Annotated in this window: 19 protein-coding genes and 4 pseudogenes; 16 read left to right on the top strand and 7 right to left on the bottom strand. The window is 70.4% G+C overall.

Features of this window, described 5'->3' with window-relative positions; translation table 11 throughout:
* Nucleotides 1-16 precede the first annotated feature (16 nt).
* Nucleotides 17-685, top strand: a complete 669-nt coding sequence (locus tag ACIP5M_RS17260) for a transposase (RefSeq protein ID WP_401197692.1) — start codon at nt 17-19, stop codon at nt 683-685.
* Between the two features lie 412 nt (nt 686-1,097).
* Here ACIP5M_RS17260 and ACIP5M_RS17255 read toward each other — a convergent pair whose 3' ends face one another.
* Nucleotides 1,098-2,045, bottom strand: a complete 948-nt coding sequence (locus tag ACIP5M_RS17255; protein WP_401197691.1) for an AraC family transcriptional regulator — start codon at nt 2,043-2,045, stop codon at nt 1,098-1,100.
* 143 nt (nt 2,046-2,188) lie between these two features.
* Between ACIP5M_RS17255 and ACIP5M_RS17250 the strand changes: the two genes are divergently transcribed.
* Nucleotides 2,189-2,905: an SDR family oxidoreductase gene (locus ACIP5M_RS17250; RefSeq protein WP_401197689.1), complete on the top strand. Its 717-nt coding sequence runs from the start codon at nt 2,189-2,191 to the stop codon at nt 2,903-2,905.
* A gap of 1,585 nt (nt 2,906-4,490) precedes the next feature.
* Here ACIP5M_RS17250 and ACIP5M_RS17245 read toward each other — a convergent pair.
* On the bottom strand, nt 4,491-4,916 hold the full coding sequence (locus ACIP5M_RS17245) for a hypothetical protein (RefSeq protein WP_401197686.1): 426 nt from the start codon (nt 4,914-4,916) through the stop codon (nt 4,491-4,493).
* Nucleotides 4,917-5,266: 350 nt separating this feature from the next.
* On the opposite strand from ACIP5M_RS17245, the gene ACIP5M_RS17240 reads away from it, so the two are divergent.
* On the top strand, nt 5,267-5,419 hold the full coding sequence (locus ACIP5M_RS17240; protein ID WP_401197684.1) for a hypothetical protein: 153 nt from the start codon (nt 5,267-5,269) through the stop codon (nt 5,417-5,419).
* Here the strand turns inward: ACIP5M_RS17240 and ACIP5M_RS17235 are convergent.
* Nucleotides 5,409-6,446 carry a hypothetical protein gene (locus ACIP5M_RS17235; protein WP_401197683.1) on the bottom strand — a complete coding sequence of 346 codons (1,038 nt, stop codon included), beginning with the start codon at nt 6,444-6,446 and terminating at the stop codon, nt 5,409-5,411. The genes ACIP5M_RS17240 and ACIP5M_RS17235 overlap by 11 nt on opposite strands.
* A gap of 401 nt (nt 6,447-6,847) precedes the next feature.
* On the bottom strand, nt 6,848-7,327 hold the full coding sequence (locus tag ACIP5M_RS17230) for a hypothetical protein (RefSeq protein ID WP_401197681.1): 480 nt from the start codon (nt 7,325-7,327) through the stop codon (nt 6,848-6,850).
* Nucleotides 7,328-7,718: 391 nt separating this feature from the next.
* On the opposite strand from ACIP5M_RS17230, the gene ACIP5M_RS17225 reads away from it, so the two are divergent.
* From ACIP5M_RS17225 to ACIP5M_RS17180, 10 genes and pseudogenes are all read left to right on the top strand, one after another.
* The gene (locus ACIP5M_RS17225) at nt 7,719-9,299 is read left to right on the top strand and encodes an alpha/beta hydrolase (protein WP_401197679.1); all 1,581 of its coding nucleotides are present in this window, start codon (nt 7,719-7,721) and stop codon (nt 9,297-9,299) included.
* A gap of 305 nt (nt 9,300-9,604) precedes the next feature.
* Complete coding sequence (locus tag ACIP5M_RS17220; protein ID WP_401197677.1) at nt 9,605-9,886, top strand: hypothetical protein; 282 nt, start codon at nt 9,605-9,607, stop codon at nt 9,884-9,886.
* Between the two features lie 50 nt (nt 9,887-9,936).
* A pseudogene (locus ACIP5M_RS17215) lies at nt 9,937-10,333 on the top strand (isocitrate/isopropylmalate family dehydrogenase); the annotation flags it as partial.
* A gap of 157 nt (nt 10,334-10,490) precedes the next feature.
* A complete protein-coding gene (locus ACIP5M_RS17210; RefSeq protein WP_401197675.1) occupies nt 10,491-12,032 on the top strand; it encodes an acetyl-CoA carboxylase biotin carboxylase subunit family protein in 1,542 nt (513 codons plus the stop codon).
* Complete coding sequence (locus ACIP5M_RS17205) at nt 12,029-14,029, top strand: PEP/pyruvate-binding domain-containing protein (protein ID WP_401197673.1); 2,001 nt, start codon at nt 12,029-12,031, stop codon at nt 14,027-14,029. Before ACIP5M_RS17210 ends, ACIP5M_RS17205 begins: the two co-directional genes overlap by 4 nt.
* 62 nt (nt 14,030-14,091) lie before the next feature.
* Nucleotides 14,092-15,276: an MFS transporter gene (locus tag ACIP5M_RS17200; RefSeq protein WP_401197671.1), complete on the top strand. Its 1,185-nt coding sequence runs from the start codon at nt 14,092-14,094 to the stop codon at nt 15,274-15,276.
* Nucleotides 15,277-15,295: 19 nt separating this feature from the next.
* Nucleotides 15,296-15,535 carry a hypothetical protein gene (locus tag ACIP5M_RS17195; RefSeq protein WP_401197668.1) on the top strand — a complete coding sequence of 80 codons (240 nt, stop codon included), beginning with the start codon at nt 15,296-15,298 and terminating at the stop codon, nt 15,533-15,535.
* Nucleotides 15,535-15,912, top strand: coding sequence for a fic family toxin-antitoxin system, toxin component (locus ACIP5M_RS17190; protein ID WP_401197665.1), 378 nt, complete (start codon nt 15,535-15,537; stop codon nt 15,910-15,912). The genes ACIP5M_RS17195 and ACIP5M_RS17190 overlap by 1 nt, the downstream gene beginning before the upstream one ends.
* A gap of 547 nt (nt 15,913-16,459) precedes the next feature.
* A pseudogene (locus ACIP5M_RS17185) lies at nt 16,460-16,959 on the top strand (proline iminopeptidase); the annotation flags it as partial.
* Nucleotides 16,960-16,995: 36 nt separating this feature from the next.
* Nucleotides 16,996-18,102, top strand: coding sequence for a peptidase M6 (locus ACIP5M_RS17180; protein WP_401198017.1), 1,107 nt, complete (start codon nt 16,996-16,998; stop codon nt 18,100-18,102).
* Nucleotides 18,103-18,107: 5 nt separating this feature from the next.
* Here ACIP5M_RS17180 and ACIP5M_RS17175 read toward each other — a convergent pair.
* Nucleotides 18,108-18,264: pseudogene (locus ACIP5M_RS17175) on the bottom strand (M24 family metallopeptidase); the annotation flags it as partial.
* On the opposite strand from ACIP5M_RS17175, the pseudogene ACIP5M_RS17170 reads away from it, so the two are divergent.
* The 3 genes and pseudogenes from ACIP5M_RS17170 to ACIP5M_RS17160 form a co-directional block, all read left to right on the top strand.
* Nucleotides 18,263-18,525: pseudogene (locus ACIP5M_RS17170) on the top strand (LuxR family transcriptional regulator); the annotation flags it as partial. The pseudogenes ACIP5M_RS17175 and ACIP5M_RS17170 overlap by 2 nt on opposite strands.
* A gap of 722 nt (nt 18,526-19,247) precedes the next feature.
* On the top strand, nt 19,248-19,898 hold the full coding sequence (locus ACIP5M_RS17165; protein WP_401197662.1) for a DUF4360 domain-containing protein: 651 nt from the start codon (nt 19,248-19,250) through the stop codon (nt 19,896-19,898).
* Between the two features lie 570 nt (nt 19,899-20,468).
* The gene (locus ACIP5M_RS17160; protein WP_401197659.1) at nt 20,469-21,185 is read left to right on the top strand and encodes a hypothetical protein; all 717 of its coding nucleotides are present in this window, start codon (nt 20,469-20,471) and stop codon (nt 21,183-21,185) included.
* A gap of 589 nt (nt 21,186-21,774) precedes the next feature.
* Here the strand turns inward: ACIP5M_RS17160 and ACIP5M_RS17155 are convergent.
* Complete coding sequence (locus ACIP5M_RS17155; protein ID WP_401197657.1) at nt 21,775-22,668, bottom strand: hypothetical protein; 894 nt, start codon at nt 22,666-22,668, stop codon at nt 21,775-21,777.
* Nucleotides 22,665-23,216, bottom strand: coding sequence for a SigE family RNA polymerase sigma factor (locus ACIP5M_RS17150; RefSeq protein WP_401197654.1), 552 nt, complete (start codon nt 23,214-23,216; stop codon nt 22,665-22,667). The genes ACIP5M_RS17155 and ACIP5M_RS17150 overlap by 4 nt, the downstream gene beginning before the upstream one ends.
* Nucleotides 23,217-23,589: the final 373 nt, after the last annotated feature.

The raw sequence follows: 23,589 nt of genomic DNA, 5'->3' as shown, positions 1-23,589 counted from the left end.
GTGCGCCGGTACGGACATGACCGACGCGGAGTGGGCGGCCGTCCGGCCGTCGCTGCGGGTGCCGGCCTGGTTCCAGGGGCGGGGTGGACGGCCCGTGGGCTACTGCCGCCGGCAGTGGTTGGACGCGATCCGCTACCTGGTCGCGGGCGGGATCTCGTGGCGGGCGATGCCCGCGGACTTCCCTGATGGGGGCCGGGTCTACGCCTTCTTCTTTCACTACAAGCAACGGCGCCTTCCCACGGGCAGACAGAGCCGGCCGCAGGGCGGCGGCGAGACGGACGGTGTCCTCGGCGAACCCGAATCGGTGGCCCACGATTGGTCGGCTGTGTTCATCGATGAACGCGAACAAGTACGTCTTGCGGCCGCCGATCTTCGGTCCGCGGAGGGCGTCTCCGGTCAACAGCTCGTCCCGGGTGGCCTCGAACCGGCCGAGTACGCACCTCTCGTCGCAGGCGCCGGTCAGCCCGGCGTCGGCGAAGTACCGCTGCAGAGTTCGGTCGGTCGGCGACCAGCCCTGCGTGGCCCGCAGGATCCGCTGGATCTGCGCGGCCGTGCGGGCCGGGTTCTCCTTCTGCAACGCGGCCGCCAGGTCGAGATGTGGTGGTGGCGCGACCCTCGTCTGCTGGTCGGCGATTGCGGCCGCTCGCGCCGCTCGGCGGGCGTCACGAACTGGTCTTCGCCATGAATCGCGGCTGGCGGCCGCATCACCTGACCAGCGGCTCAGCCAGGAGGACGACTAGATCGGCCTCGACATCGGAGCCGAGCACCGGATGCCGCCCGCCCTCTCGGCGCGACCCGTTCTCGCGGCCTCCGCAAGGCGGAAGGCAGCATCGGCGCCCGGCTGGGAGGGTGTCGCTGCACACTTGATCATCTGGCGTTGGTCGCTCCTCGGGCGTCGTCCTGGCCGTCGGCACCCTGGACCTTCGCCCCCCGGCACATCCGCCGCCTCACGCGTCGTCGCAATCCCCGCATCGCTCAGGCTCTTGGACACGATCCGCCCGGTGCTCCACCACATCGGGGCCATCGCGAGGCCGGGAACGGCAGCGACCACCGCTTCCACTTCCCGAACCGCGGCGGTGATGTCCTGGCCCTCACCGTCAGTTGTAACCGCGTGCTTCGTCGCCTGCTGGCTTGACCTGCTTGCGGTAGGCCCCTGGTGGAGATCCGAAGTGTCGTTTGAAAGCTTTGGCGAAGGCGAACTCCGACGTGTACCCCGTGCGCTGCGCGATGGTGCTCAGCGGGGCCGGCGATCGGTGCAGCAACCGTGCCGCGGTCGCCATCCGCCAGTTGGTCAGGTAGGTCAACGGCGGTTCGCCGACCACCGAGGCGAAACGGCGGGCGAACGCCGCGCGGGACAGCCCGGCGCGGGCGCCCAGCGACTCCACGGTCCAGGGGTGGCCGGGGTCGTCGTGGATCGCTTTCAGGGCCGGGGCGACTGCCGGGTCGGCAAGCGCGGCCGTCCAACCCCGGGTCCGCTCTCCCGGTAGTTCGGCGTACCACGACCGGAGGATGTACAGCAGCAGCAGATCGATGAGCGCCGTGACGACCGCGTCCGAGCCGGGCTGCGGCGCGTGGAACTCGGCACACAGCTGATCGACCGCCGAGCGCAGCACCGGGTGGCGGCCCGGAACCGCGGGCAGGTGGATGACCTCCGGTAGATCGCTGAACAGCGGATGCGGGCGATCGACGTCAATCGCGTATGCGCCGCACACCAGCACCGTGTGCGGCCCCGGTCCGTCCACGGTGACCTGGCCGATCGGCGAGGAACGGTCCACGCGCTCCGGTACGAAGTCCACCGGATCGCGGCCCGGCACATCGCACAGGGTGTGTCCGCTGCCGCGCTGCAGGAACACGATGTCACCGGGTCCGAGCGCGAGCGGTTGGCCGTGTGGTGGCAGCAAGTGGCAGTGCCCTTCCACGACCACGTGGAAACCGGCTCCTGAGATGGGCTGGAACGTCAGGGCCCATGGGGCGTGCGCGTCGGTGCGAGTCACCATCGGGCGTCCCGTCCGCAGGACTTCGAGGGTGTCGCTCAGGATGTCCATAGGGCCACTCTAGTAGCCACGCAGCGAGACGATATGACAGGGAATCGAGACATCAAGTCATTCACCGTCTCGATGGGGGAGGCGTACGTTCTTGTCATGGCGGTCGCCGAACCCGGCACTGCATCGACGAAGGAATGGACCCCATGTCTCTGGCCGGCAAGAAGATCGTGATCATCGGCGGAACCTCCGGCATCGGCTTCGCGGTAGCCCAACAGGCCGCGGCGGCCGGCGCGGACGTCGTGGTCGCCTCCAGCAACCCGGACCGCGTGGACGCCGCGACAAAGCGGTTGGGCGAGCCGGCTCAAGGCCGCCGCCTGGACGTCACCGACGGGAACGCCATCGCCGCGTTCTTCGAGCAGGTCGGGGAGTTCGACCACCTCGTCTACACCGCGGGTGAATCTCTGCTGATCAAGCCGCTGGTCGACACCACCCCGCAGGAGGCCAGGGCCGTCTTCGAGCGCCGGTTCTGGGGCGCGTTCCTCTCCGCCAAGTACGCTGCACCGCGACTGCGTGACGGCGGTTCGATCACCTTCAGCTCCGGCGTCCTCTCGATCCGCCCCCTGTCCGGAACGGCGCTCACGGCAGGTATCACCGGCGGCATCGAGGCCCTGTCCCGGGCACTCGCCGTCGAACTCGCCCCTCTGCGCGTCAACGTGATCCAGCCCGGCGTGATCCGCACCGAACTGTGGGACGGCAGCGTCCCGGACCCGGAGGCCTTCCTCCAAGGGGCCGGGTCCGAGCTGCTCACGCGGCGCGTCGGCACTGCCGAGGAAGCCGCGGCGGCCTATCTCTTCGTCTTGTCCAACGCCTACGTCACCGGCACCACGCTCGCGATAGACGGCGGCGCGGCACTGGTGTGACACAGGCGCCATGCCCCACATGACAGCCAACGCCGCACCGACGTGACCCGTTCCCTGCCGAGGCGGTCGACGCGGTACGCGTGCGACCCCCTGGGACGTCCCATGACCGTGCAGCCGGTCGCCTACATCCCTACAAGGCGGGCCGCATGTCGCTGCGACGCAGGAACTGCCGGGCACCGCGCAGCGTCGGTTGGGTTACCCGGCTGTCGAGACGGACGTCGAGGGCGCCGGGGAGTGTGTTGTCGGCCCGGAGTGCCATGGGCAGCCGGGAGGCGTCGAGGCCGTCACGCCGGCCACGCATACTGGGCAGCGGCTGTCATCGGTCCAACAGGCTGCCGTCGCGAGTACCGGCGACGAGTTCGTGCACAATGCGCTCATGCACGGAGCGCCCGTGGCTGATGATCAGCGATGTGCGGGCGACGACTGCTCCCGGATGCACGGCCCGAACGCCGTTCTCAGCTGCCGCTTTTGCCCCCTGTAGGGAGTGATGGGGGGCAGGAAGGCTTGTCTCGTCGTAGTGGACTCGGGCACCGGAACTTGCGGGCACACCTGGGTCGTCACCGCGTCCAGGCTCGAGGCGTAGACGATCCGGAGCGCGAGATGCGCCGTTGCATCATCGACCAAGTTCTCCAAGCGAGCGCAAAAATGAACGGCCTTCCAGAAGTCGGGATGCCGCAGCCAGAGCAACCGCAAGTGATGCCCAAACGGATAGGAAGGCGCAAGCGATAGAAGGCCACCTCCTCCAGGTCCTGGGGCTCGACGAATCGGCAGACGACACGAGGTGAGACAGCAGCCCGGGGCTTCACCCGTTCACTCTGAATCCCACCATGGACGTGGCCCCGTACCCCGGGGTTCTCGACCTTCGGCTGACTGACTGTGGGGGACCACCCCCCGGCTCCGATGGGGGCCGGGGGCTGGCTCCGACTCTCAGAACGGACTCGGTCGACTCGCCACTTGTACCGGATCGGTGTCGCCTGCGGCGGTGACCGTCGTGCACGGGCGGCTCGGCCGGGAGGTCGTCGGTATCGGCGTTCGTTGCAGAGGAACGTGAGGCCAGCTACTCGTGGATGCTGTCGGTCTCCAGCCTGTGGCCCCGTCGCTGGCCGTGCATGCGTTCTTCGTGTTCACCGTGTCGTCGCACACGAGGAGCCGGCCAGGCCCCAGACATGACCACGACCCGTGTGCAACGGGATTGTCGCTGTCACCCACGTCATCACCACGCGGACGGTCGTCTAACACCCACGCCGTCCCAGTCCCAGCCACTGTCGCCTCTGATGAAGCCGACACCGTGCGCTTGCACTTCAGGCCGCTCTGTCCGGCGACGAGAAGGATGCCGCCGAACTCGGCATCCCCCTCGCCCAGCCGCACGCCGATCGGCACCGGGACGTCACCCTCGTCCACCGCGACCTCGACAAGCCTGTCATCGAACGCTGACCTACGCGCCCGCCCGCCAACCGGCGAAAGGACCACCACCTTCTCTGCACCAACGCCCGTACCGGGAACGCCGATCGGTGTGCTGTGGCATTCGCCTTCCCTTTCGGTGGCGACGATGGCCGCTCACCGATCGTCGGGGCTCGGACGGCCCTCAGAACAGCCGGTGGCCCTGGACCAGGGCGGTCCTGGTGCCGTTGTTCCGAACGAGCCGGAGCTTTTTGACGCCGTTGTGGTTCGCGGCGACGAGGAACGATGGGCCGGCGATCACGGCCAGGGCGACCAGTCCGAACAGGATGCCCACGAGGTCGGACGATTGCGTGTCGCCCTCCTCGACGGTCTGGCCGCCGAGGTGGAAGAGTATGGGGACGGTGACGAGGAGCGAGAGGAGCAGCAGCCAGCCCACTGCTCGATTGATCAGCTGTTTGCGCCGCGCCTTGGCCACGCTCTCCACCTGGACAGAGAACTTCCGCGAGCAGCGGGGGCAGGTTATCCCCACGCTCTGTTCACGACTGGTCGGCCGGTCCGCGCCGCCGGTGGGCAGGTGCGAGATGCTCCACTTGACGGTCGTAACAGCCACCCCCTCGATGCTCACCCTGCAGCCGAGGCCCACGACGTACCGTTCACCGATCAAGGATTGCGCCATCCCTGCCACCCCCAGGTGCCGACCCTCGCGCGCATCGCGGGGCGGGCAGATCTTAGCCGGGCTGCCGCGGCGCGAACACCGGCTCGCGGTCCGCAGGGGGCGCGAGCGGGGAGGCCGGAAGCGGCCCATGCCTGGGTGGCCCGCGAAGCATCCGTCTCCGCCAGCCTCGCTTTGGGTGACGCCGTACTTCGGGGCTCCACAGCGTGGTGCAGTAGCGCACCCACGAACCACGGCAACGACGGCGACGTACCCAGCCACACCCCAGCCGGGGATAGCGTGCGGCGGTGCCGCAGGTCCTGCCGCTCGGTGTCGCGGTGTCCGCGCTGCCGGTCGCGGTGGAGGACGGACCGGCCATCCGCCTGAGCGGTTGTCTGCCGGGGCCGAAGGCGCGCGGTGGCGCGGCTCCGGGCGCCGTGGGGGTGGTGTTCAGCGGGTGATGGTCCACTGCTGGCCCTGGGAACCGTCGCAGGTCCACACACCGAGCTTCTTGTAGTCCTCGTGATAGGTCAGGCAGTCCTGGTCACTGATCCTGATCTGGTAGGTGTCGCCCTTCATGGGGATCACCTCCCACTTCTGGGCGGCGCCGCCCTTCCAGGTGGTGATGGACGCGAAGTAGGTGCTCGTGTTCTCGGTGAGGACCGGACCGAGGCTGTTGGCGATCTCGTAGCGGCCGCCGCCCGCCTCCTTGAACGTCCACGTGGAGTTGGTGTCACCCAGCTTCCCCGCGACCACCGTCGAGCCGGAGGCGGCGTTCGTTGCGGCAGCCCCGAGGTTGTTGACGGTCTTCAGGCGCACCGGGACTCCGACGGGCGGGTGGCCTGATCCGGACGGCGTCGTCGCCGCGCTGTCGGCGCGGAAGCCGGGACGGGGGCCGGGCTGGGCGGGTACGCCCGGCGTGATGGGGGTGTCGCCGGGACCGGGCGTCTCGCCCTTGGGGACGCCGGGGGTTGTGGCCGGCACCATCGTGGGACGGAAGTCGACGGTGGAGCCGTTGCGGTCCCACAGGCCGTAGAAGCCCCAGTTGATCCATCCGCCGTCGCCGTGGTTGGTGAAGCTGCCGCCGCCGGAGAAGATCCAGATTCGGTAGGTCTGGTCCTCGCGCGAGGTCGCGTCGTTGTACTCGACGTCGCCCTGGTACGCAACGTCCTTGAGGTTCGCGGTGTAGGGGTGGACGAACCAGGGGTCCCCGAAGGCATTCTTGCCCTTGACGTCGAAAATCATGATGTTGTAATTGCCGCCGGTGTGGTTCGTCAGCATCTCGAGCAGGCCCTTGACGAACCCCTCGCGGGCCAGCTTCTTGGCCTCACCGCTCTGCTTGGACGCCAGGATGCACCACGACAGCGCGCCGGTGCCGAAAGACCCCGGCGACACGGCGGCCGCGGCGTTGCAGTTCTCGACGGGCCCGTTGACCGAGCCGTCCGCGAGTGCGGGCTGTGCCAGACCCCCGACCGCCAGGGCACTCACACAGACAGCGGCCAGAACCGACAGTTTCCTTTTCGAACGCACGGCTTCTCCTCAAGGGGTGGCGAGCACAGCTACGTGCGCCAAGAGCCGTGAAAGGGGCGTCTAGGTACACCCGGTTCCGGACAAGCGTCATCCGGCCACAGCGAGGGGGGGCAGGCGCCCTTGCCGGACGGGGTCGCCGGGGCGCAGATCGGTGCCGCGGACGAGGGTACGTGCTCGCGGAGCACATCAACCGCATCACGGACGACCGCGCGCATACGCCACCCGCGTGATCACCAACGCCCTGTCCAGCGCGGGCCGGTCCTGGCTCGCACATCCCTGCGGGAGCCGACGGGCGGCTGGGCCGCGCCCGGCCACCGTAACGGTCCCGGCCGCGGCGCGCGGGACCGTACGGGGGTGGGTCAGGGCTTCGGGAGGGCGGTGGGGAGCTTGCCCGGCTCGCTCTTCTGGTAGGTCTCGGTGCCGAGTTCCTGCCAGGTGACCTTCAGTTCTGCCGCGCCCGCGGAGACGACCTGGCCCTTCGCATGCAGCGCACCCGCCGGGCACTTGAGGTCGAAGGACTTGCCGTCGGTGGTGCCCTGGCAGGTCAGGCCGGAGTCAGCCTCGATGACCAGGGCGGTCTTGCCCTTGACGGTGAGGACGACGGGCTTCGACGGGTTCGCCATCGAGGTCCAACCACCCTCCACGCTGCCGCCCTTGGCGCCGGCGTCGGCACCAGCGCTGGACGCGGCCGACGGACTGCTCGGCGTCGCCGCTGGCTTCGGGTCCTTCGAGGCGGTGGCCTTGTCGTTGCCGGAGTTGCTGCCGCAGGCCGTCAGGGCCAGGGCGGCAGCGATGCCGGCGGTGGTCATGAGGCCGTGGCGGCGCAGGTTCTGGTGCACGAGAGGTCTCCAGTGAAGCGTGAGTTGATCGAAAGAACGTGCCAAATTACCAGGACGGGGGATAGGGACGGCGGCGCCGGGGCCAACGGTCCGTCAGAGGCGCTGGGCGCAGCCGATCGAGGCAGTTGGTGGACGTCCTTTTCAAGGCCGAGGTCCGCGCCGGGGGTTTCATCCCCGGGGAGGAGACCGGACCGGGCCGTGAGTACCGGGCGGGGGTGGGCCGGGACCGGGGTCCTCGGGCCCACGGGCGATGTGCCGTACGGGGGCCGCTTCCTAGCCTCGTGGCATGCGATCGGATGAGACCGCTGCTGCGGCCACCGGCGGCCGCTCACCGCCTCCAGCCGGTGCGTGACGACGAGTCCGACCGTAGCCACCAGCCCGAGGAGACCCCTTGACCACCCTCAGCCCCGCCGCGTGCCGCGCCACCGCCGTCGGCCTCGCCCTCGCCGCCTGTCTCACCACCTCACCAGCCCTGGCCACCGCCGAGGCTCCCGCCAAGGACGTCGCCGGGGCCGGGGTCGGGGCCGGGCTTGACCGGTACTACCGTCAGCCCCTCGACTGGGGCAGCTGCGACAAGGGCCCCAACGACACGATGGGCCGTGACCTGGACAAGGCCGGCGTGCGGTGCGCGGACGTCACCGTGCCGCTGGACTACGCCGACCCCCAAGGGCGCACGATCACCGTGGCGATATCCCGGCTCAAGGCCACCGACACCCGCCACCGCATCGGCTCGATCCTGCTGAACAACGGCGGCCCGGGCGGAGGCGCGGTCGGATCACCCCCGGAGAGGCGCAAGGCGATGAAGGGCGTAGGCGCCCGCTACGACATCGTCGGCTTCGACCCGCGTTTCGTCGGCCGCAGCACCCCGCTGAACTGCGGCTGGCCCGTCGGAATGACCTGGTTGTCGGCCGGCGCCGGCCGGGCGGGCTTCGAACGCCAGGTCGCCCTGCAAAAGAGCCTGGCCGACAAGTGCCGGGCCACCGACGCCTCGGTGCTCCCGCACATCAGCACCCGCAACACGGCCCGCGACATGGACGTCATCCGGGGCGCGCTGGGCGAGCGGAAGATCTCCTACCTGGGCTACTCGTACGGCACCTACCTCGGAACGGTCTACACGCAGATGTTCCCCGGCCGCTACGACCGGGTGGTGCTCGACGGGGCGCTCGCCCCGGCCGACTACCGCGCCCGGCTGTTGAAGGGCACCGAGCCCGAGAACGAGAAGGCGCTCTCCGACTGGGCCGGCTGGGCGGCGGAGCGCCACGCGACCTACGGCCTCGGCCGCACCCGCGCCGAGGTGCTCGCCACCGTCGACCGTGTCGTCGCCGCGTCCGCACGCGGTCCGCTGACCATCGGCGCCGGCGCCGATGCCTTCCGGATCGACGACAGTCAGGTGCCGCTCCTCCTCTTCTCGGGCATCGCGGACGACACCGACCCGGCGCGGGCCTCCTTCGGCGAGCAGGTGTCCGTACTGGCCAAGGCCGCGGAAGGCACGCCGACCACGCTGCCGCCGGAGTTCGCCGCGGCGCTGCGGTACGCGCTGCGCGGCGAGGGCGAGCCCACTGGCGTGCAGTCCGCGATCATCTGCGGGGACGTGGCCGCCCCGCGCGATCCCGAGCTCTATTGGCGGGACATCGAGCGCGACCGCGCCGCGCACCCGCTGTTCGGCCCGCTGACCGGCAACATCGGCCCGTGCGCCTTCTGGGACCGGCCGCGCGAGGAGCCCACCGGTGTGCGGCGCGACGCCAAGGCGTTGATCGTGGCCGCCACCGGCGACCCGCGCACCACGTACAAGAGCAGCGTCGAGCTGCGCCGCCTGCTGCCGAGCTCCAGGCTGCTCACCCTGGAGGGCGCCAACCGGCACGCCCTCTTCGGGGAGTACGGCAACACGTGCGTGGACGAGCAGGTCAACGCGTACCTGGCGACGGGCAGGCTGCCGGCGAGCGACCGGACCTGCGTCAAGCAGACCGGCTAGGCACGTCCCCCCGACCACCGGCCCGCTCCGGCGCGGCTGTGACGGGGCCGTTCGCTTCGTCGCGGACGGCCAACGCTGGACCGTGGACTTCCGCCGGCTGACGTACTTCCTCGCCATCGTGGACAACGGCGGCTCCAACCGCGCGCGGCCGCGGCACTCCACGTGTCGCAGCCGTCCCTGTCGCAGGCCATCCAGGCCTTGTTCCACCGGATGGGCCGGAGGGCGGTCCCGACCGAGGCCGGTACCGCACTGGTGCCACGGGCACGGGAAGCCCTTCACGCGCTGGGCGCCTGGCGATCGCCGAGATGGCCTCACCCACGAGCGAACCCCTCAGCACCATGGTCCAGCACTTCGCCGAGCGCTATCCGGCGGTGTCGCTCAGCCTGCGCGTGGCCCTCACCCGTGAGGACGTGGTCGAGACGGTGCGTACGGGAGGCGGCGAACTGGCCCTGCTGACCACCTCGTCGGCTGCCGAGCCGGGACGTCGTCCCGCACCACGTCGGAGAGGACAGGCTCGTCAGACCACCCCGATGGGCGGCCCCTTGGGCGCGCGGTGCGAGCGGAGCAGCTCGAAGGACATCGGCTGATCGTCGGGCAGCGGGGGACCAACCAACGACATCTGCACACGAGGCCGTTCGATGCGCCGGCCGCCAAGTCCGTCCTCCGCTCCGCTCGTTTCGACTTCGTCGTCGCGTCCGACCTCTTCGGGGAATCCTCAGCGACCTGGCGGCCGCGGTGGCCGGCGGCATCGGCATCGGCATCGCTCGGTCCGCCAACCTCAACCCGCCGGGCGAGTACCCCTCCATGTTCGAACCGGTCCCCGGATCGGCCCCCGACATCGCCGGACAGGGCATCGCCAATCCGATCGGGGCGATCCGGTCCGCCGCCATGATGCCCGACCACCTCGGCCACCCCGGGGCCGCGGCCGAGACATCACCGACGCCATCGCCCGCGTCCTCGCCACCACCCCGGTGCGCACGCGCGACCTCGGCGGTTTCGCCTCCACCGCCGGATTCACCTCCAGGATCCTTCAGCACCCCGGAGCGGTCGGGCCCTCGGTCCCGTCGACGTGGCTGAAACACCCTCGTCCAGGCCCACTTGGCGAGCGCGGTTGTTTGGCCAACTCCCAACTGAGTAGGCGTGCATCTGTGTGCCCGCCGCGTTCTGTCGTGGTCTAGTGACCCTTGGTTCGTGCGTGGTCACACCGCGTACGCACTGTCCGCCGACGACGCCGTCGCGCCACGCGGCGTCCCCCTCGATCTCAGGAGCACCATGACTCCGATCCTCTTCGTCTATGCCAAGGGCGGCCCTCCTCTGGAGTACGCGGTCCCGCACATGGCCGCCCACGCCCAGGTGCACGTCCTGGCGCTCGCGCCGTTGCCCCGGACCACCGAGTCGGTGTGGTTGCCCGGGTGCGCGTCGGTCACCACGGCCCCGCCGGGCGAGGGCGTGGAACTGGTCGATCTGATCTGTTCCCACGCTCGCCGCGTCGGCGCCGAGGCGGTGCTGACGCTGTCGGAGTACGCGGTGGTGGCCGTCGCCCACGCGAGCCTGCGGCTCGGTCTGCGCGGCGCCGGCGAGCGGGTCGCAGGGGCGCGGGACAAGCGTCTGATGCGCCGGATCTGGCGGGACGCCGGGGTACCCGTACCGGAGTTCGCGGAGGTCCACGCTTCGCAGGACATCACGGCCGCCTTCGAAACGCTCAGGCCGCCGCTCCTCCTGAAGGCAGCCTGGAGCGCGGGTTCCACCGCCCACCTCACCGTGTGGAACGAGCAGCAGGCCGAGGCGGCCTGGAAGACCGGACGTTCCGTCATGGAGGCGTCCTCGGCCCAGGGTTACGCGGAACTGCACGCCGCGGACGAGGGCGTCAGCGATTTCCTGCTGGAGGAGATCGTGACCGGAGAGGCCTGCGACTGGTTCGACGGGGACGGGTGGGGTGACTACGTCAGCGTGGAGGGGATCGTCGCCGACGGCCACTACCACCCGCTGTGCATCACCGGGCGGCTGCCGACCGTCGCGCCCTTCACCGAGCGGGCGAGCCTGGCTCCGGCCGCCCTCCCGAACGCGTTGCAGCGCCGGATCGAGGAGGTGTCGCGGGCCGCCGTCGACGCGCTCGGACTCGACACCTGCGCCACCCACACCGAGATCAAGCTCGGCGCGGACGGTGCCATGTGGCTGATCGAGGCCGCGGCCCGCTTCGGTGGGGTGATGACCACCCGGCAGGTGGAGACCGTCTTCGGGCTCGACATGATCGGCATGCTGGTACGCCAGTTGCTCGGCCGGGAGGTCGCCTACCCGGAGCGGATGCTGACCGAGGGCGAGGGCGCCGCCGGATCCCTGGTCGTCCTCGCCGTCGACCCCGAGGGCCGGCCCTGGACAACGCTCCCGGCCTGGGACTTCGACGCGGTCGACTGGCCCGCCCTGGTCGCGCCGGGATCCCGGGTGGAGCTGGTGCGCGAGAGCAGTATCGCGCCGGGCAGCCCGGTCCCGCCGTACGAGGAGGCGGGAGGGGCCAATTCCATGGCCGCGCTGTGCTTCCTCACCGCCGAGTCCGCTCCGGAGCTGCTGGCCGACTGCGGCCGCATCCTCGCGGCGCTGCCCAGCGCCCTCACCGCCCCGTCCGTCGCCCCGGCGGCCGCATCCGCGGCCGCCCCCACCGCTTCACCCGCCGCCGCCCGCACCGAACCCTCCGCCCTGTCCGCCGACCGCTCGACGCCCGGGAGCACCGCATGACGAACGTCGGAACCACCACGACCGCGCCGTCCCCCCGGGGCGCCGCCGTGGACACCCTGCTCACGCTCCCCCTGTTCGAGCAGCTGGCCGGGGTGCTGGGCGGGCACCCGTACGTGAAGGTCGTCGTCGACCGGGACCGAGGCCTCTGGCACGTCCTCGACAGCGCTGTGCACTCCTTCCACGTCAACTACATAGCCACCGAGATCCAGGGGCTGACCCTCGAGCAGCTCGACGCCGAACTCGACCGCTTCAACCACGACGTCTACCAGGACCCCGCGCGGCGCTTCCTGCTCGGCGTCCTGTCGCTGCACTCCCGGGGCGGTCCGGAGCGGGACGAGCCGTTCATGGTCCTGGAGACCACCGAGGCCGACACCATGGGCGCGGACCTGTTGATCGAGTTCCACGCCTTCGTGCGGGCCCACCTCGATCCCGCGTTGGAGCTACTGGTGAAGCCGGCGAACCACGGGCAGGAGAACGCCCTCGCCGCGGTGCCGGAGACCGTGGTGCCCCGTGCGCGGGGTCACGCGCTCCTGGCCACCGCGCCCTTCGTGCCGTTGACGCCGGCCTCGGCCACCGGCCGGCTCCGCGCCTTCGCCTCGGGCGAGGAGTACCAGGCCGCCCGCGCGGACCTGACGTGGTACGACATCGTCGCCATGCCGGTGGTCCCCGACGACATCCCGCGGCTGGCGGGGCTGGTCAACGCCCTGCCCACCACTCCGCTGTCGCACACCAACATGCTGGCGGCCGGCTGGGGCATCCCCAACGCCATCGTCCGCGGGGTCCTCGACACGATCGCCGACGAGAAGCTGGACGGTGCCTGGGTCCGCTACGAGGTCACCGCCGACGCGTTCGTCCTCGAGCGCGTCGAGGAGCCCTCGGACCTGGCCGAACCGACGTGGCACACGCAGCGGGTCCGCCTCGACGCACCGCACGTGACCGACGTACCGCTCGTGCCGCTGTCCGCGTTACGCGCCCGCGACCGCAACCGCTACGGCACCAAGGCGGCCAACCTCGGGGAACTGCACCACGTGCTGCGCCACGGATCGGTCCGACTGACCGGCTACTACTCCGTGCCTCGCCCGCCCCGTTCCGACCTGCTCGGTCACCTGGCCGCCCGGCTGGGGATGCCCGAGGACGGAGATCTCGCCCAGCGCGCGAGCGAGTTCCTGACCCGGCACGTCCAGGCGCCGGAGGGCATCGCCGTCCCCTTCTCCGTCCAACAGCGCTTCCTGGACTCCTCGCCGGCCGTGCAGCAGAGCATAGGCAAGCTGAAGATGGCCCTGGAGCTGAACTCCATGGACGCCGTGGACACGGTCTGCCTCCAACTGCAGCACTTGGTGCGCACCCTCCCGGTGCCCGAGGACCTGGTGCGCGCCCTGGACACGCAACTGGTCGAGCACCTCGCGGGCACCGGCCGCTTCGCCGTGCGGTCCTCCTCGAACGCCGAGGACCTGCCGGGCTTCTCCGCGGCCGGGATCTACGAGTCCCACACCAAGGTCACCGATCTGCCGGGGCTGCTGGACGCCATCCGCCAGGTGTGGGCCTCGTTGCTCTCCCCGCGCAGCGTGCGGCTGCGCCATCAGGCCGGCATCTCCCTGGACGACACCTACATGGGGGTGATCGTCCAGCGCTACGAGCCGTCCCCGCTCGGAGGCGTCATGGTCACCTGCAATCCGACCAACCGGGCCGACTTCCGCAATGTGTACCTCAACTGCGCGCACGGGTCCCCGGCCGATGTCGTCGACGGCCGGACGTTGCCCCTGCAGTACCTTTACAACACCGTCGAGGGCGGTGGGCGCACCATCTCGCTGGGCGCGGCCACCGAGGACCTGCCCCAGGAGACGCGGGCCCACCTGGGCTGGCTGGCGCTGGCGGGCCGCCTGCTCCAGTCCCATTTCGCCACGGACTACACCTTCGCGGGGCCGCTCGACATCGAATGGCTGCTCGGGCCGGGAGGTGCGCTCCACATCCTCCAGCTGCGCCCGTACAGCGCCTGATGTCGATGTCCCCGCGTACGCGCGTGAAACGCCGCGTCCGTCCGCCCGCCGCGGTGCTCCGGGTGATCCGACTGAACAACGCGTTCCAGCTGTTGTTCAACCTGCTGTGGTGGATGCCGGTCTTCTACCAGTACCAGAAGCAGGCGGGCCTGTCGGACGGTCAGATCTTCGGCATTCAGAGCGTCTACTACGTCGCCTTCTGCCTGCTGGAGATACCCACCGGCTTCATCGCCGACCGGATCGGCCAGCGCCGCTGCATGCAGCTCGGTGCGGCCGCGATGACCGCGGCGAACCTCCTCCCGGTCGCGTCGCCGTCCTTCGCGGGCTTCATGGCGCACTTCCTGGCCATCGCCGCCGCCCGCTCGCTGGTGTCCGGAGCGTCCAGCGCCTATCTGTACGAGTACCTGCGCGCGCACGGTGCGGACGCACATTACGTACAGGCCGAGGGCACCGCACGAGCACTCGGTCTCTGGGCGAAGATCGCCTGCTGGCCCCTGGTCGGCGTCCTGATGCACGTCCGACACGAAGCCCCTTACGTGCTGACCGCGCTCTCCGCGCTCGGTTCGCTGGCCTGCGTCGCGGCCCTCCCGGCGATCGCGGCGCCCCGCGGGGGCGCCCACCCGCCCGCGGAGCGCGTCGGTCTCCTCGACTCGGCCCGCCAGGCCGCGAAGGTGCTCGGAACGTCACGGTCCCTCGGGCCTTTGATGGTGCAGGGCGTGGCCGTGTTCACGCTCGCCCGCATCTGCCAGGTCAACCTCTTCCAACCGCTGCTCCTCGAAAAGGACCTCCCCGTCGCCGACCACGGCGCGGTGCTGTCGGCGATGACGGTGGCGGAGGCCGTCGGTTCCGCCAGAACCGGCTGGTTGCGCAGCAGACTGTCCGACACCACCGTGGTGACCGTTCTCAGCGTGGTCATGGCACTCACGCTCGCGGCCACCACGCTGTCGGGGGCTCCGGGCACGATCCTGTGGCTGTGCCTGTTCGCCGGCGCGGCGGGCCTCGCGTACCCGGTGCAACGCAACCTGATCAACGCGGCCATCCCGCCGACCCCCTACCGGGCGACCCTGCTGTCGGTGGAGTCCATCGTGGACCGCGGCGTGTGCGCCCTGGTGGCACTGGCCGTCGGCGCCTACCTGGCGGCGGACCGCCTCGACGCGCTCCTCGTGCACGCGGCGGCGGCCACCGGTCTGCTCCTGCTCGTCGTGGGCGTCGTCCTCGCGCGGCTGCGGCACCCCCCAGCTTGGTAACAACTGTTACCATTCACCCATGGCCAAAACGCAGCTGGGTGCACGAGTCGATCAGGATGTCGCGGAACTCGCGAAGAAGCGTGCCGCCGACCTCGGTCTGAGCATCGGGGACTACCTCGCCCGCCTCGTCCAGGACGACGCGAGCGGTCTGCGGGCCCGTGCCGTGGACGCGGCCGCCCGGTTCCTTTCAGAGCACCAGAACGTCTTCGACGAGGCCGAGGACGCACGGGAAACAGGCCGGGCAGAGCGCGCCGCCTGATGGAACTGCACATCGACGTCCCCTGGATCCTGCAGGTCGCCCAAGCTGCCGGCGCCAACGATCCCGCCCCCGACGACTACGGCGTCCCCGTCTCGGCAGTCGCCCGCCACCGGGCCGAGCTCTTCGAGCAGCCGGTCTACAACGGCCCGTACGCCAAGGCGGCTGCCCTCGTACACGCCCTGGGACGATGCCGATGGCTGGAGCGCTCCAACCTGGCCGTCGCCGCCGCGACCGGCGTCATGTACCTCGAAGCCGCCGGAATCACGGTCAAGCCCACCCGCGACGACGCCATCGCCCTGAGGGATCTCCTCGTGGACGCCACCTGCACCGCCGCGAAGATCGCCACACTTCTGCGCTCCTGGCCCACTGCAGGCTGATGGGTGGGGTGCGCGTCTAGTTGACTACGGGGGCGGGGTCGGGTCGGTGTCGGTGTATTGGTACCAGGGGTCCATGCCGGGGCCGGTGTCCCCGCCACCGCTGCTTACGCCGTAGCACGCGGGGCTACCGAAACAGCCGTCACCACCGTCCCCGCCGACGTCAGTGTTCGTGCCGATCATCCCGGTAATGCCTGTTTTCTCCCATGCTTCCGATCTTGCTGAAGACGTCCATGGGTTTGCCGCCGGGGTGACCGGCGTCGGTGACGGGGCTGCGGCGGTCCGAGCGAGGCGTCCGGTCGGCAGTACGGGCCCCCGCTCCCCGCTGAGGGCCGGAGCGCTTCCCTATGGTCAATACGGGTGGGGAGGCTGGGCCGGGAACCGTACAGCTCAGGCACATCCCGCCAGGCGACCGCGATCCGGAGTCCGCCCCCGCATGGGCTCGGCCCTGGACGAGCGCATCCCGAACGGGTTCACATCCGCCACCCGCTGCCCAATACTCGTGCTCAAAGCCAGACGGTGTCACGGCATTGCGCAGGCTGTGAACACCAAGCTTCCCGACACCTTCCGCCATCAGCTGCTGACCCTGACCGGTTTCACCGACAACCCGCCGTTCGCCGTCATGCAGGAGACCGTGTACGTCGGCCAGGGCGACGCGGGGCCGACCGGCTGGGCCGCGGCCCGCGCCCTGGCGCGCTTCCCCGAGTTCGCCGAGGACGCCGATCCCCTGCTGCTCACCGGAGAGATGATCCACCCCTGGATGTTCCGGGAGATCGCGTCCCTGCGCCCCTTCGCGGAGGCCGCCCACCTCCTCGCCCACCGCACCGGCCGGCCCTCGCTCTACGATCCCCGCCGCCTCGCCGCCAACCGCGTCCCCTCGCGGCAGCCGTCTACCGCGATGACATGTACGTGGACGCAGGCCTCTCCCTCCGCACGGCGCGCGAGATCGGCGCGACGCGCGTGTGGGTCACCAACGAGTGGGAGCACGACGGCGTCACCGCCTCCGGCGGCCGTGTCCTCTCCCGTCCGATGGATCTGGCCGCGGGCCGCGATAGCCCCTCATCCCCCCTGACGACGGGAGTTCCCATGCCCATCCCGCCCCACCGCCCGCGCCTCGCCGTCGACGCGGCGGCCGCCGCTGTCCTCTCCTGCATGGTGGCCCCGACCACGGCGACCGCGGCCGACGGCCTTGCCCCGGCCTCCGACTGCGCGCTCCCCGGCAGGACCGGCTGGACCGACGAGGGCCACGACACCGACCGCGCCCTGTTCCAGCCGGCCACCGGCACCCGCCGCGTGCTGACGCTCTTCGTGGACTTCCCCGACACCCCGGCCACCGAGTCCACACAACCGTACGCCGACCATCTCGCCCCTGTGGCCGACTGGTTCGGCACGGCCGGCTACGGCCGGATCCGCCTCGACGTGACCCCGCTGCACCGCTGGATGCGCCTGCCGGCGCCCTCCGACTCGTACGGATTCGCCCGCGGCCTGACCTTCGAGGCCCACGAGAAGTACCTACAGGACGCGATCACGGCCGCCGACCCGTACGCCGACCTCTCCCGCTACGACATGGTCTACGTCGTCCCCACCAAGGCCGCGACGGTCATCTCCTTCTCCCCGGCCTACATCCACGACCCCGCCACACCGGGCGTGACCGCCGACGGCACCCGCCTGAAGTGGGCCGTGACCTTCGGCCAGGACATGTGGCACTGGGGCTTCAAGGTCGCCGTCCACGAGACCGGTCACACCTTCGGCCTGCCGGACCTGTACGCCTTCAGCGGTGCGACCCACCGCTACGTCGGAGGCTGGGACGTCATGGGCGACATCGCCGGACACGCCCCGCAGTTCCTCGGCTGGCACTCCTGGAAGCTCGGCTGGACCCGCGACCGGCAGGTCGCCTGCCTCGCGGGAACAGGACGCCGCACGGTCGCGCTGACCCCGGTCGAACGCCCCGGCGGAACGAAGATCGCCGTGGTGCGGACCGGTGAGACGACTGGGTACGTCGCCGAGGCCCGCCAGGGCCAGGGCATCCTCGTCTACCGGGTCGACTCGGCGGTACAGACCGGTGAAGGGCCGGTCCGCGTCATGAACGACCAGAGGGCGTACGCACCCGGCGAAGCCTTCACCGACCCGGACGCGGGGGTCCGCATTGATGTCCTGCCGGGGAGCGCGGTGCGCGTCACACGTACGCGGTGAACCCGGACCGAAGTACAGCCCCGGCTCCACCGTGAGCACCATGCCCGGCTCCAGCACGCCGTCGACGTACTCCTCGTGGCGGGCCTGGGCGCCGTCGTGGACGTCCAGGCCGAGCATGTCGCCGGTGCCGGCCATGGTGAAGCGGCGCTGCAAACCGAGTTCGTTGGTCGATGCGGGGCTGGCGAGCTCCGTCGGGGAGGGCGCGGACGTGGTGGCGCCGGTGCCGCCCGCTGCGGGCCTGGAGATCCTCGCCCGGCACCGGGCGGGGGAGCTGGAGGAGTCGCGTATCACCGTGGGCGGTGCGTTCGAGTCGTTCCGACGCCAGCGGCCCGCGGCGTGCAACGACAACATCGTCGAGGTGGTGACGGGTGACGCCATCGGCCCGCGGTGCGCCACGCGTGGGCCCGTGCCCGCGAGGAGATGGACGATCTGGTGCTGCTTCCGCACTGCGATCCATACCGAAGTGCCTCCGGCGGGGACTGTACGTGCGCGTTCATGACGCCGTACCGGGCTACCGGCAACAGCGCCTACGCCCGGTTCAGCGGCAGACGACAACGCCGCGGACCTCATCGGCGACATCAATGGGCACGGTTACGTGGACGACCTGGGGGAGCACCCGGGGCTGCCCGCACACGCCTTCCGCTGCCCTGGCTCTTCGATCGACCGGTTCCGGTCGGGGCCGGGCCCCCTGCGCAGCGGTGCCGTCTCATGAGCAGCAGGCGGGATGCTCCAGTCAGGCGGGGTGGCCCTTGATGTTGATCCATGCCCCGACCGGGCCTGACACCTGCGCCTGTCAGCCGTGTAAGGGAGGGCGAGCAACTTTCCCGAGCGCTCCACCGCCTGGTCGCGGCGCCTCGATCCAGAGGCCTTTCGGTCAGGGGCAGGACGTCGGGCCGCCGATGACGGCGAATGGCTGAACCGCGCGCTGGCCCGCCCCGATAGCGGCTCCTACGATTCCCCTGTCCGGCCCCGCGGACAGCACACCCACACGCACATCATGGGCATCCCATATCCACCGTTCATCGCCGTCATGGAGACCTCCATGACGGCCCGCCACAGCTTCCGCCGGCTGTTACGCCCCACACCGCGTGACCCAGACCGCGGCTCAGTGCCGCCCGGTTTCCGAAGCAGTGGATTGGAGAATCATGGCCGGAGGTTTTCTGGTGAGCGGCGCGATCGGCCTGCTGCTCACAACGGCCCTGCCCACCCAGCACAGCCCCTCGGCGATCACGGACCCGCCGCCGGACCGGATCGTCATCGACGTCGCGACGGTCAACGGGTCCGGATGCCCGAAGGACACGGCAGCCGTCGCCGTCTCCCAGGACAACACCGCCTTCACGGTGACCTACAGCCAGTACGTCGCCCAGGTCGGCGGCGGCGCACCGGCCACCGCCGCGCGCAGGAACTGCCAGATCAACCTCATCGTGTACGTGCCGCATGGCTTCACCTACGCGATCGCCAGCGCGGACTACCGCGGTTATGCCTCTCTCGCGCCCGGCGCGAGCAGCACGACCAAGGCCTCGTACTACTTCCAGGGCTCACCGCAGACCGCTGCCCGGGAACACGCGTTCAACGGTCCATACGACGACAACTGGCAGGCCACCGACGCGACCGACTGGGCGCAGATGGTGTGGGCACCGTGCGGCGTGCAGCGAAACTTCAATATCAACACCGAACTCCGCGTGCGCAAGGGCACATCGGCACCTGCATCCAGCAGCTACATGACCATGGACTCCACCGACGGTGACATCAGCACCGTTTACCACCTGGCCTGGCGGGAGTGCCCCACGACCTGACCTCCATCGGGCGGGGGCGTGCCGAGCCCCCGCTCGTGGCGTGGCGAGAGGCTGAGGGACGAAGCGTTCACTCGGCTACTGCCCGGCCTCAGTTCGTGGCCGGCCGTCGCGGAGGCTCTGGACACAGGTAGCCGGGAGCGTTCCTCCACCGCATCCCTGTCCTCCCGAGTCCCGGGTCCCGGACCGCGGGCCCTGCTTCCGTTCGATCTGCGTGTGCTGCTGTGAGCGCGTCGTGCCGGCGGGAGGTTTCGGCCGCCAGCGCGGCCAGCCGTCCTCGATCAAGCAGCGGGCCGGCCGCAGACGTCCGGTCTCGGTCAAGGGTGCATTACGGCCACCCGCGAGTGCAAGGAACAGCGGACCAACCGCCGCTGCCGCAGCTGCGCGGACGGCCGAACCACCGGCTTCGACAAGGCGATTGACAAGCACGGCAATGAAGTCGAGCGAACACTGGCCTCCGAGCGTTACCCAATACGGGGCACACCGTGCGCGCGAGGACGTCCTCCGGGCTTCGCATCAGTAGCTTGTGCGTACATGCCCTGATGGGCCGCGTCGGATCCGGAGGAGCGCGCCATGCGCAGGTATTCCATTGTCGCGGGAGCAATTGCAGGAGCCATCGGCCTGGCCCTGGGAAGTACCGCCGTGGCGGCACAGCCGGCGCCACGGCTGGCCGAGCGCTATCTGAATCTCCACCAGTGCGTCTATGTCGGCAGTGGCGGGCATTACACGAACGTGCTGCCCAACACGGCGAACACCGCGTTCAACACGGGTACGAACGTCTCCAACACGCCGGACACGGCGCTCTTGTGCGGCCCAGGAGGCGGCGGCTGGAGGCCTGCTCTCGCGAACTCGGCGGTCAAAGCCTTCGACCTGACCGCGGGCCGGTACCTGAACCTGCACCAGTGCGTGTACTTCTCAGCCGGGCAGCACTACACAGCCGTGCTCCCGAACACGCCGAACGTCAACTTCAACACGGGCACCAACGTTTCGAACACAGCGGATACCACGCTGGCCTGTGGCCCTGGAGGGGGCGGCTGGAAGCTACTGCCGGCCAACTCCGCTCTTGAATCCTTCGATCTGTCAGACAAGCGCTACCTGAACCTGCACCAGTGCGTGTGGACGTCGTCCGGGCAGTACTACATGGGCCTGCTGCCCAATACCCCCAACGCCAACTTCAACGCCGGCACCAATGCGTCCCGCTCGGCCGATACGGCGCTGAAGTGCCGTCCTGGCGGTGGAGGCTGGTCTCTCGATCAGCTCGACTCGGCATACCGGTCCCTGGGCGGTTGAGCCCGGACTGACGCAATGGATGCTCCCGGTGCCGTCATGGCACGGGGAGCATCCGGCTTGAGGCGCATCCGATACGCCTACGGGCAGGCGTGGAGGAGCACATCCTCGACAACCGCCTCCAGGCGCTCACCGTCGACGCATCACCGTCGCGGTGTGGGCGAACACCCCCGAGGACGTGTCGGCCCGGGCCGAGGGCTGGCTCTTGCCCTGGTGGTTGGTGTCGGAGAAGATGACGGCTTCGCTCATCACAGCTCCCGGTTGCTAAACCTGTGCGCTGCGGCACACACCGAACGGCAAGAGGAGCGGACATGATTCCTCTGCCGTCGGGTGACCACTCGGTCCGGCCCTCCGCAGTGGTCGCCCCGCCGGCCGACGCGGTCGAACGCAACGTGCGCCGTTGCCGACAGCCGGAGGGTTGGCCGACCACGACATCGGCCGAGCCGGTGTCGCGCCGGCCTCGGTAGGTACGAGCGGACGCGCCGCCTGGGCGCTACCGACGACGCCGGCGACGCTCAGCTGTACGCCCATCGAGACGGCCACACGACCCGACGGGCTCGTGTTCTGCGCAAGGCCACAGCACTCCTTGCTTTCACCGGGTCCGGCTGGGAGAGGCCGACGCCGATGGGGGCGCAGCCGGCCGGCCCAGGGCCGAACTCGGGGTGCCGCAAGGGGCGCCGGCGATGAGGTCCGAGATCGTGCGGGACCCAGCGGCCGGCTCCGGGCCATCGGCGGGGTGCTCGCCACCGGTCCGGCACCATGGCGGCGTCCGGTCCTTGAACTCCTGTTTGCCGTCAGCCGCCACGGGCGCACCCACGGGGCGGCCCGCCGCGTCCAACGCCTGCACCTGCACCTGCTGGCGGATGCTTCCCGGGACGAGCACGGCGAAGAAACGCGTGTCCGTCGCGGTCGGGGTCGCGACGGTCTCCGCCTCCGGCCCTGAACCGCTGGAGAGCACGACCTTGACCCGTGCCGCATTCGCCGGGGCGACCCCGACGACCGTGAACGGCTCGTCGGTCGTCCGCGCCGTACCCGGCGATGCGGCGGCCCAGTGGACCTTGGCGACCCCCGTGGGGAAGCACGCTCCGACCCCGCCCACCAGTACGTTCCTCGAGACCAGGCACGCCTGCCCCTCCCGGCCGTCGGCCGACCCCACCTGCCACTCGACTCCGGCATGCGTTCCGCGCGCGACCCGGTAGACCGCGCCCGGCACCATCTCGTAGTCCGACAGCACCGCACTCGTTGACTCGGCGGACGAAGCCGCGGCCGGTCCCGCCGACCCCTGCCCCCCGTCACCGGGCAGCACGACCGCGACGCCCACGGACGCCGCGACCACGGCGGCGACGGACGCACCCACCATCGTCCGGTTCCTGCGCCGACGATGCCGCACGGCCGCCGCGACGCGGACGGCCGGATCACCTGTCGGCCGGTACTCGCCGACCACCTCGTCGATGGATTCCTTCAACACCCGCTCCGCACCGCTCATACCGCGGCCTCCCCTCGGTTCACACGGACACCGGACGCGGCCTCCGGGACAGCCCGGAACGCGGCTGTCCCGCGAAGCATGGCGAGCCCCCGCGACGCATGGGACTTGACGCTGCCGACCGAACATCCGAGCAGCTCCGCGACCTGGCGTTCCGACAGGTCCTCGACGTAGCGCAGCACCACGACCATGCGCTGGCGCGCGGGCAACCGCGCCAGGGCACGACGCAGCTCGTCGCGCTGCGCGCTACCGTGGCCGGGATCGGTCTCGGAATGACTCACAACCTCCGGGATCCGCCCGAGGACCCGCTCGCTCCACCACCGCCGCCGCCCGGCCGTCACAGCCAGGTTCACGAGCGTGCGGCGGACGTACGCCTCCGGCTGCTCGATCGCCACCCGCCCGCGCATGCGCCAAAAACGCACCAGCGCCTCCTGCACGAGGTCCTCTGCACGGCCGACGTCCAACGTCAGGCCGTACGCGAAGCGCACAAGGGGCCCCCAGCGGGCCCGCGTAAACTCGGCGAACTCCCCGTCGCCGACAGCATCTGGCATGTCCCCTCCTTGATGATCACTCTCTTGACGACCCGAGCCGGCGAGGAGGTTGAGTGATCTGGAGCACATCGACGGGCGCCGGTCGGAACGGGGAGACGGCGCCACCCTGGTACTCGCATAGTGGATCACGCGGGGTCTCGTTCTCCGAGCGCGGCCGGCACGGGCTGGAAGCGGTCGGTTTCTTCTCGACCTTGGCTGCTCCCGTGTCGCCGCAGTACCGGCAGCGCCACACCTGGTGGCTACGGCCGGAGTACGGCTCCAGTGGCTTCAGGCCGGGCGGTGCGCATGAGGGTCCGGGCCTCGTCGGCCGGCCGGCGACGACGTCCGCCCGGTGCCGGTGGACAGCACAGGGCCTGCCGCAGGCCGATGTGCA

It is taken from the genome of Streptomyces sp. NPDC088762, from assembly GCF_044750905.1.
GTDB lineage: Bacteria > Actinomycetota > Actinomycetes > Streptomycetales > Streptomycetaceae > Streptomyces.
The sequence above is the reverse complement of the archived record's forward strand: the minus strand, read 5'-3'. Positions and strand labels throughout refer to the sequence as shown.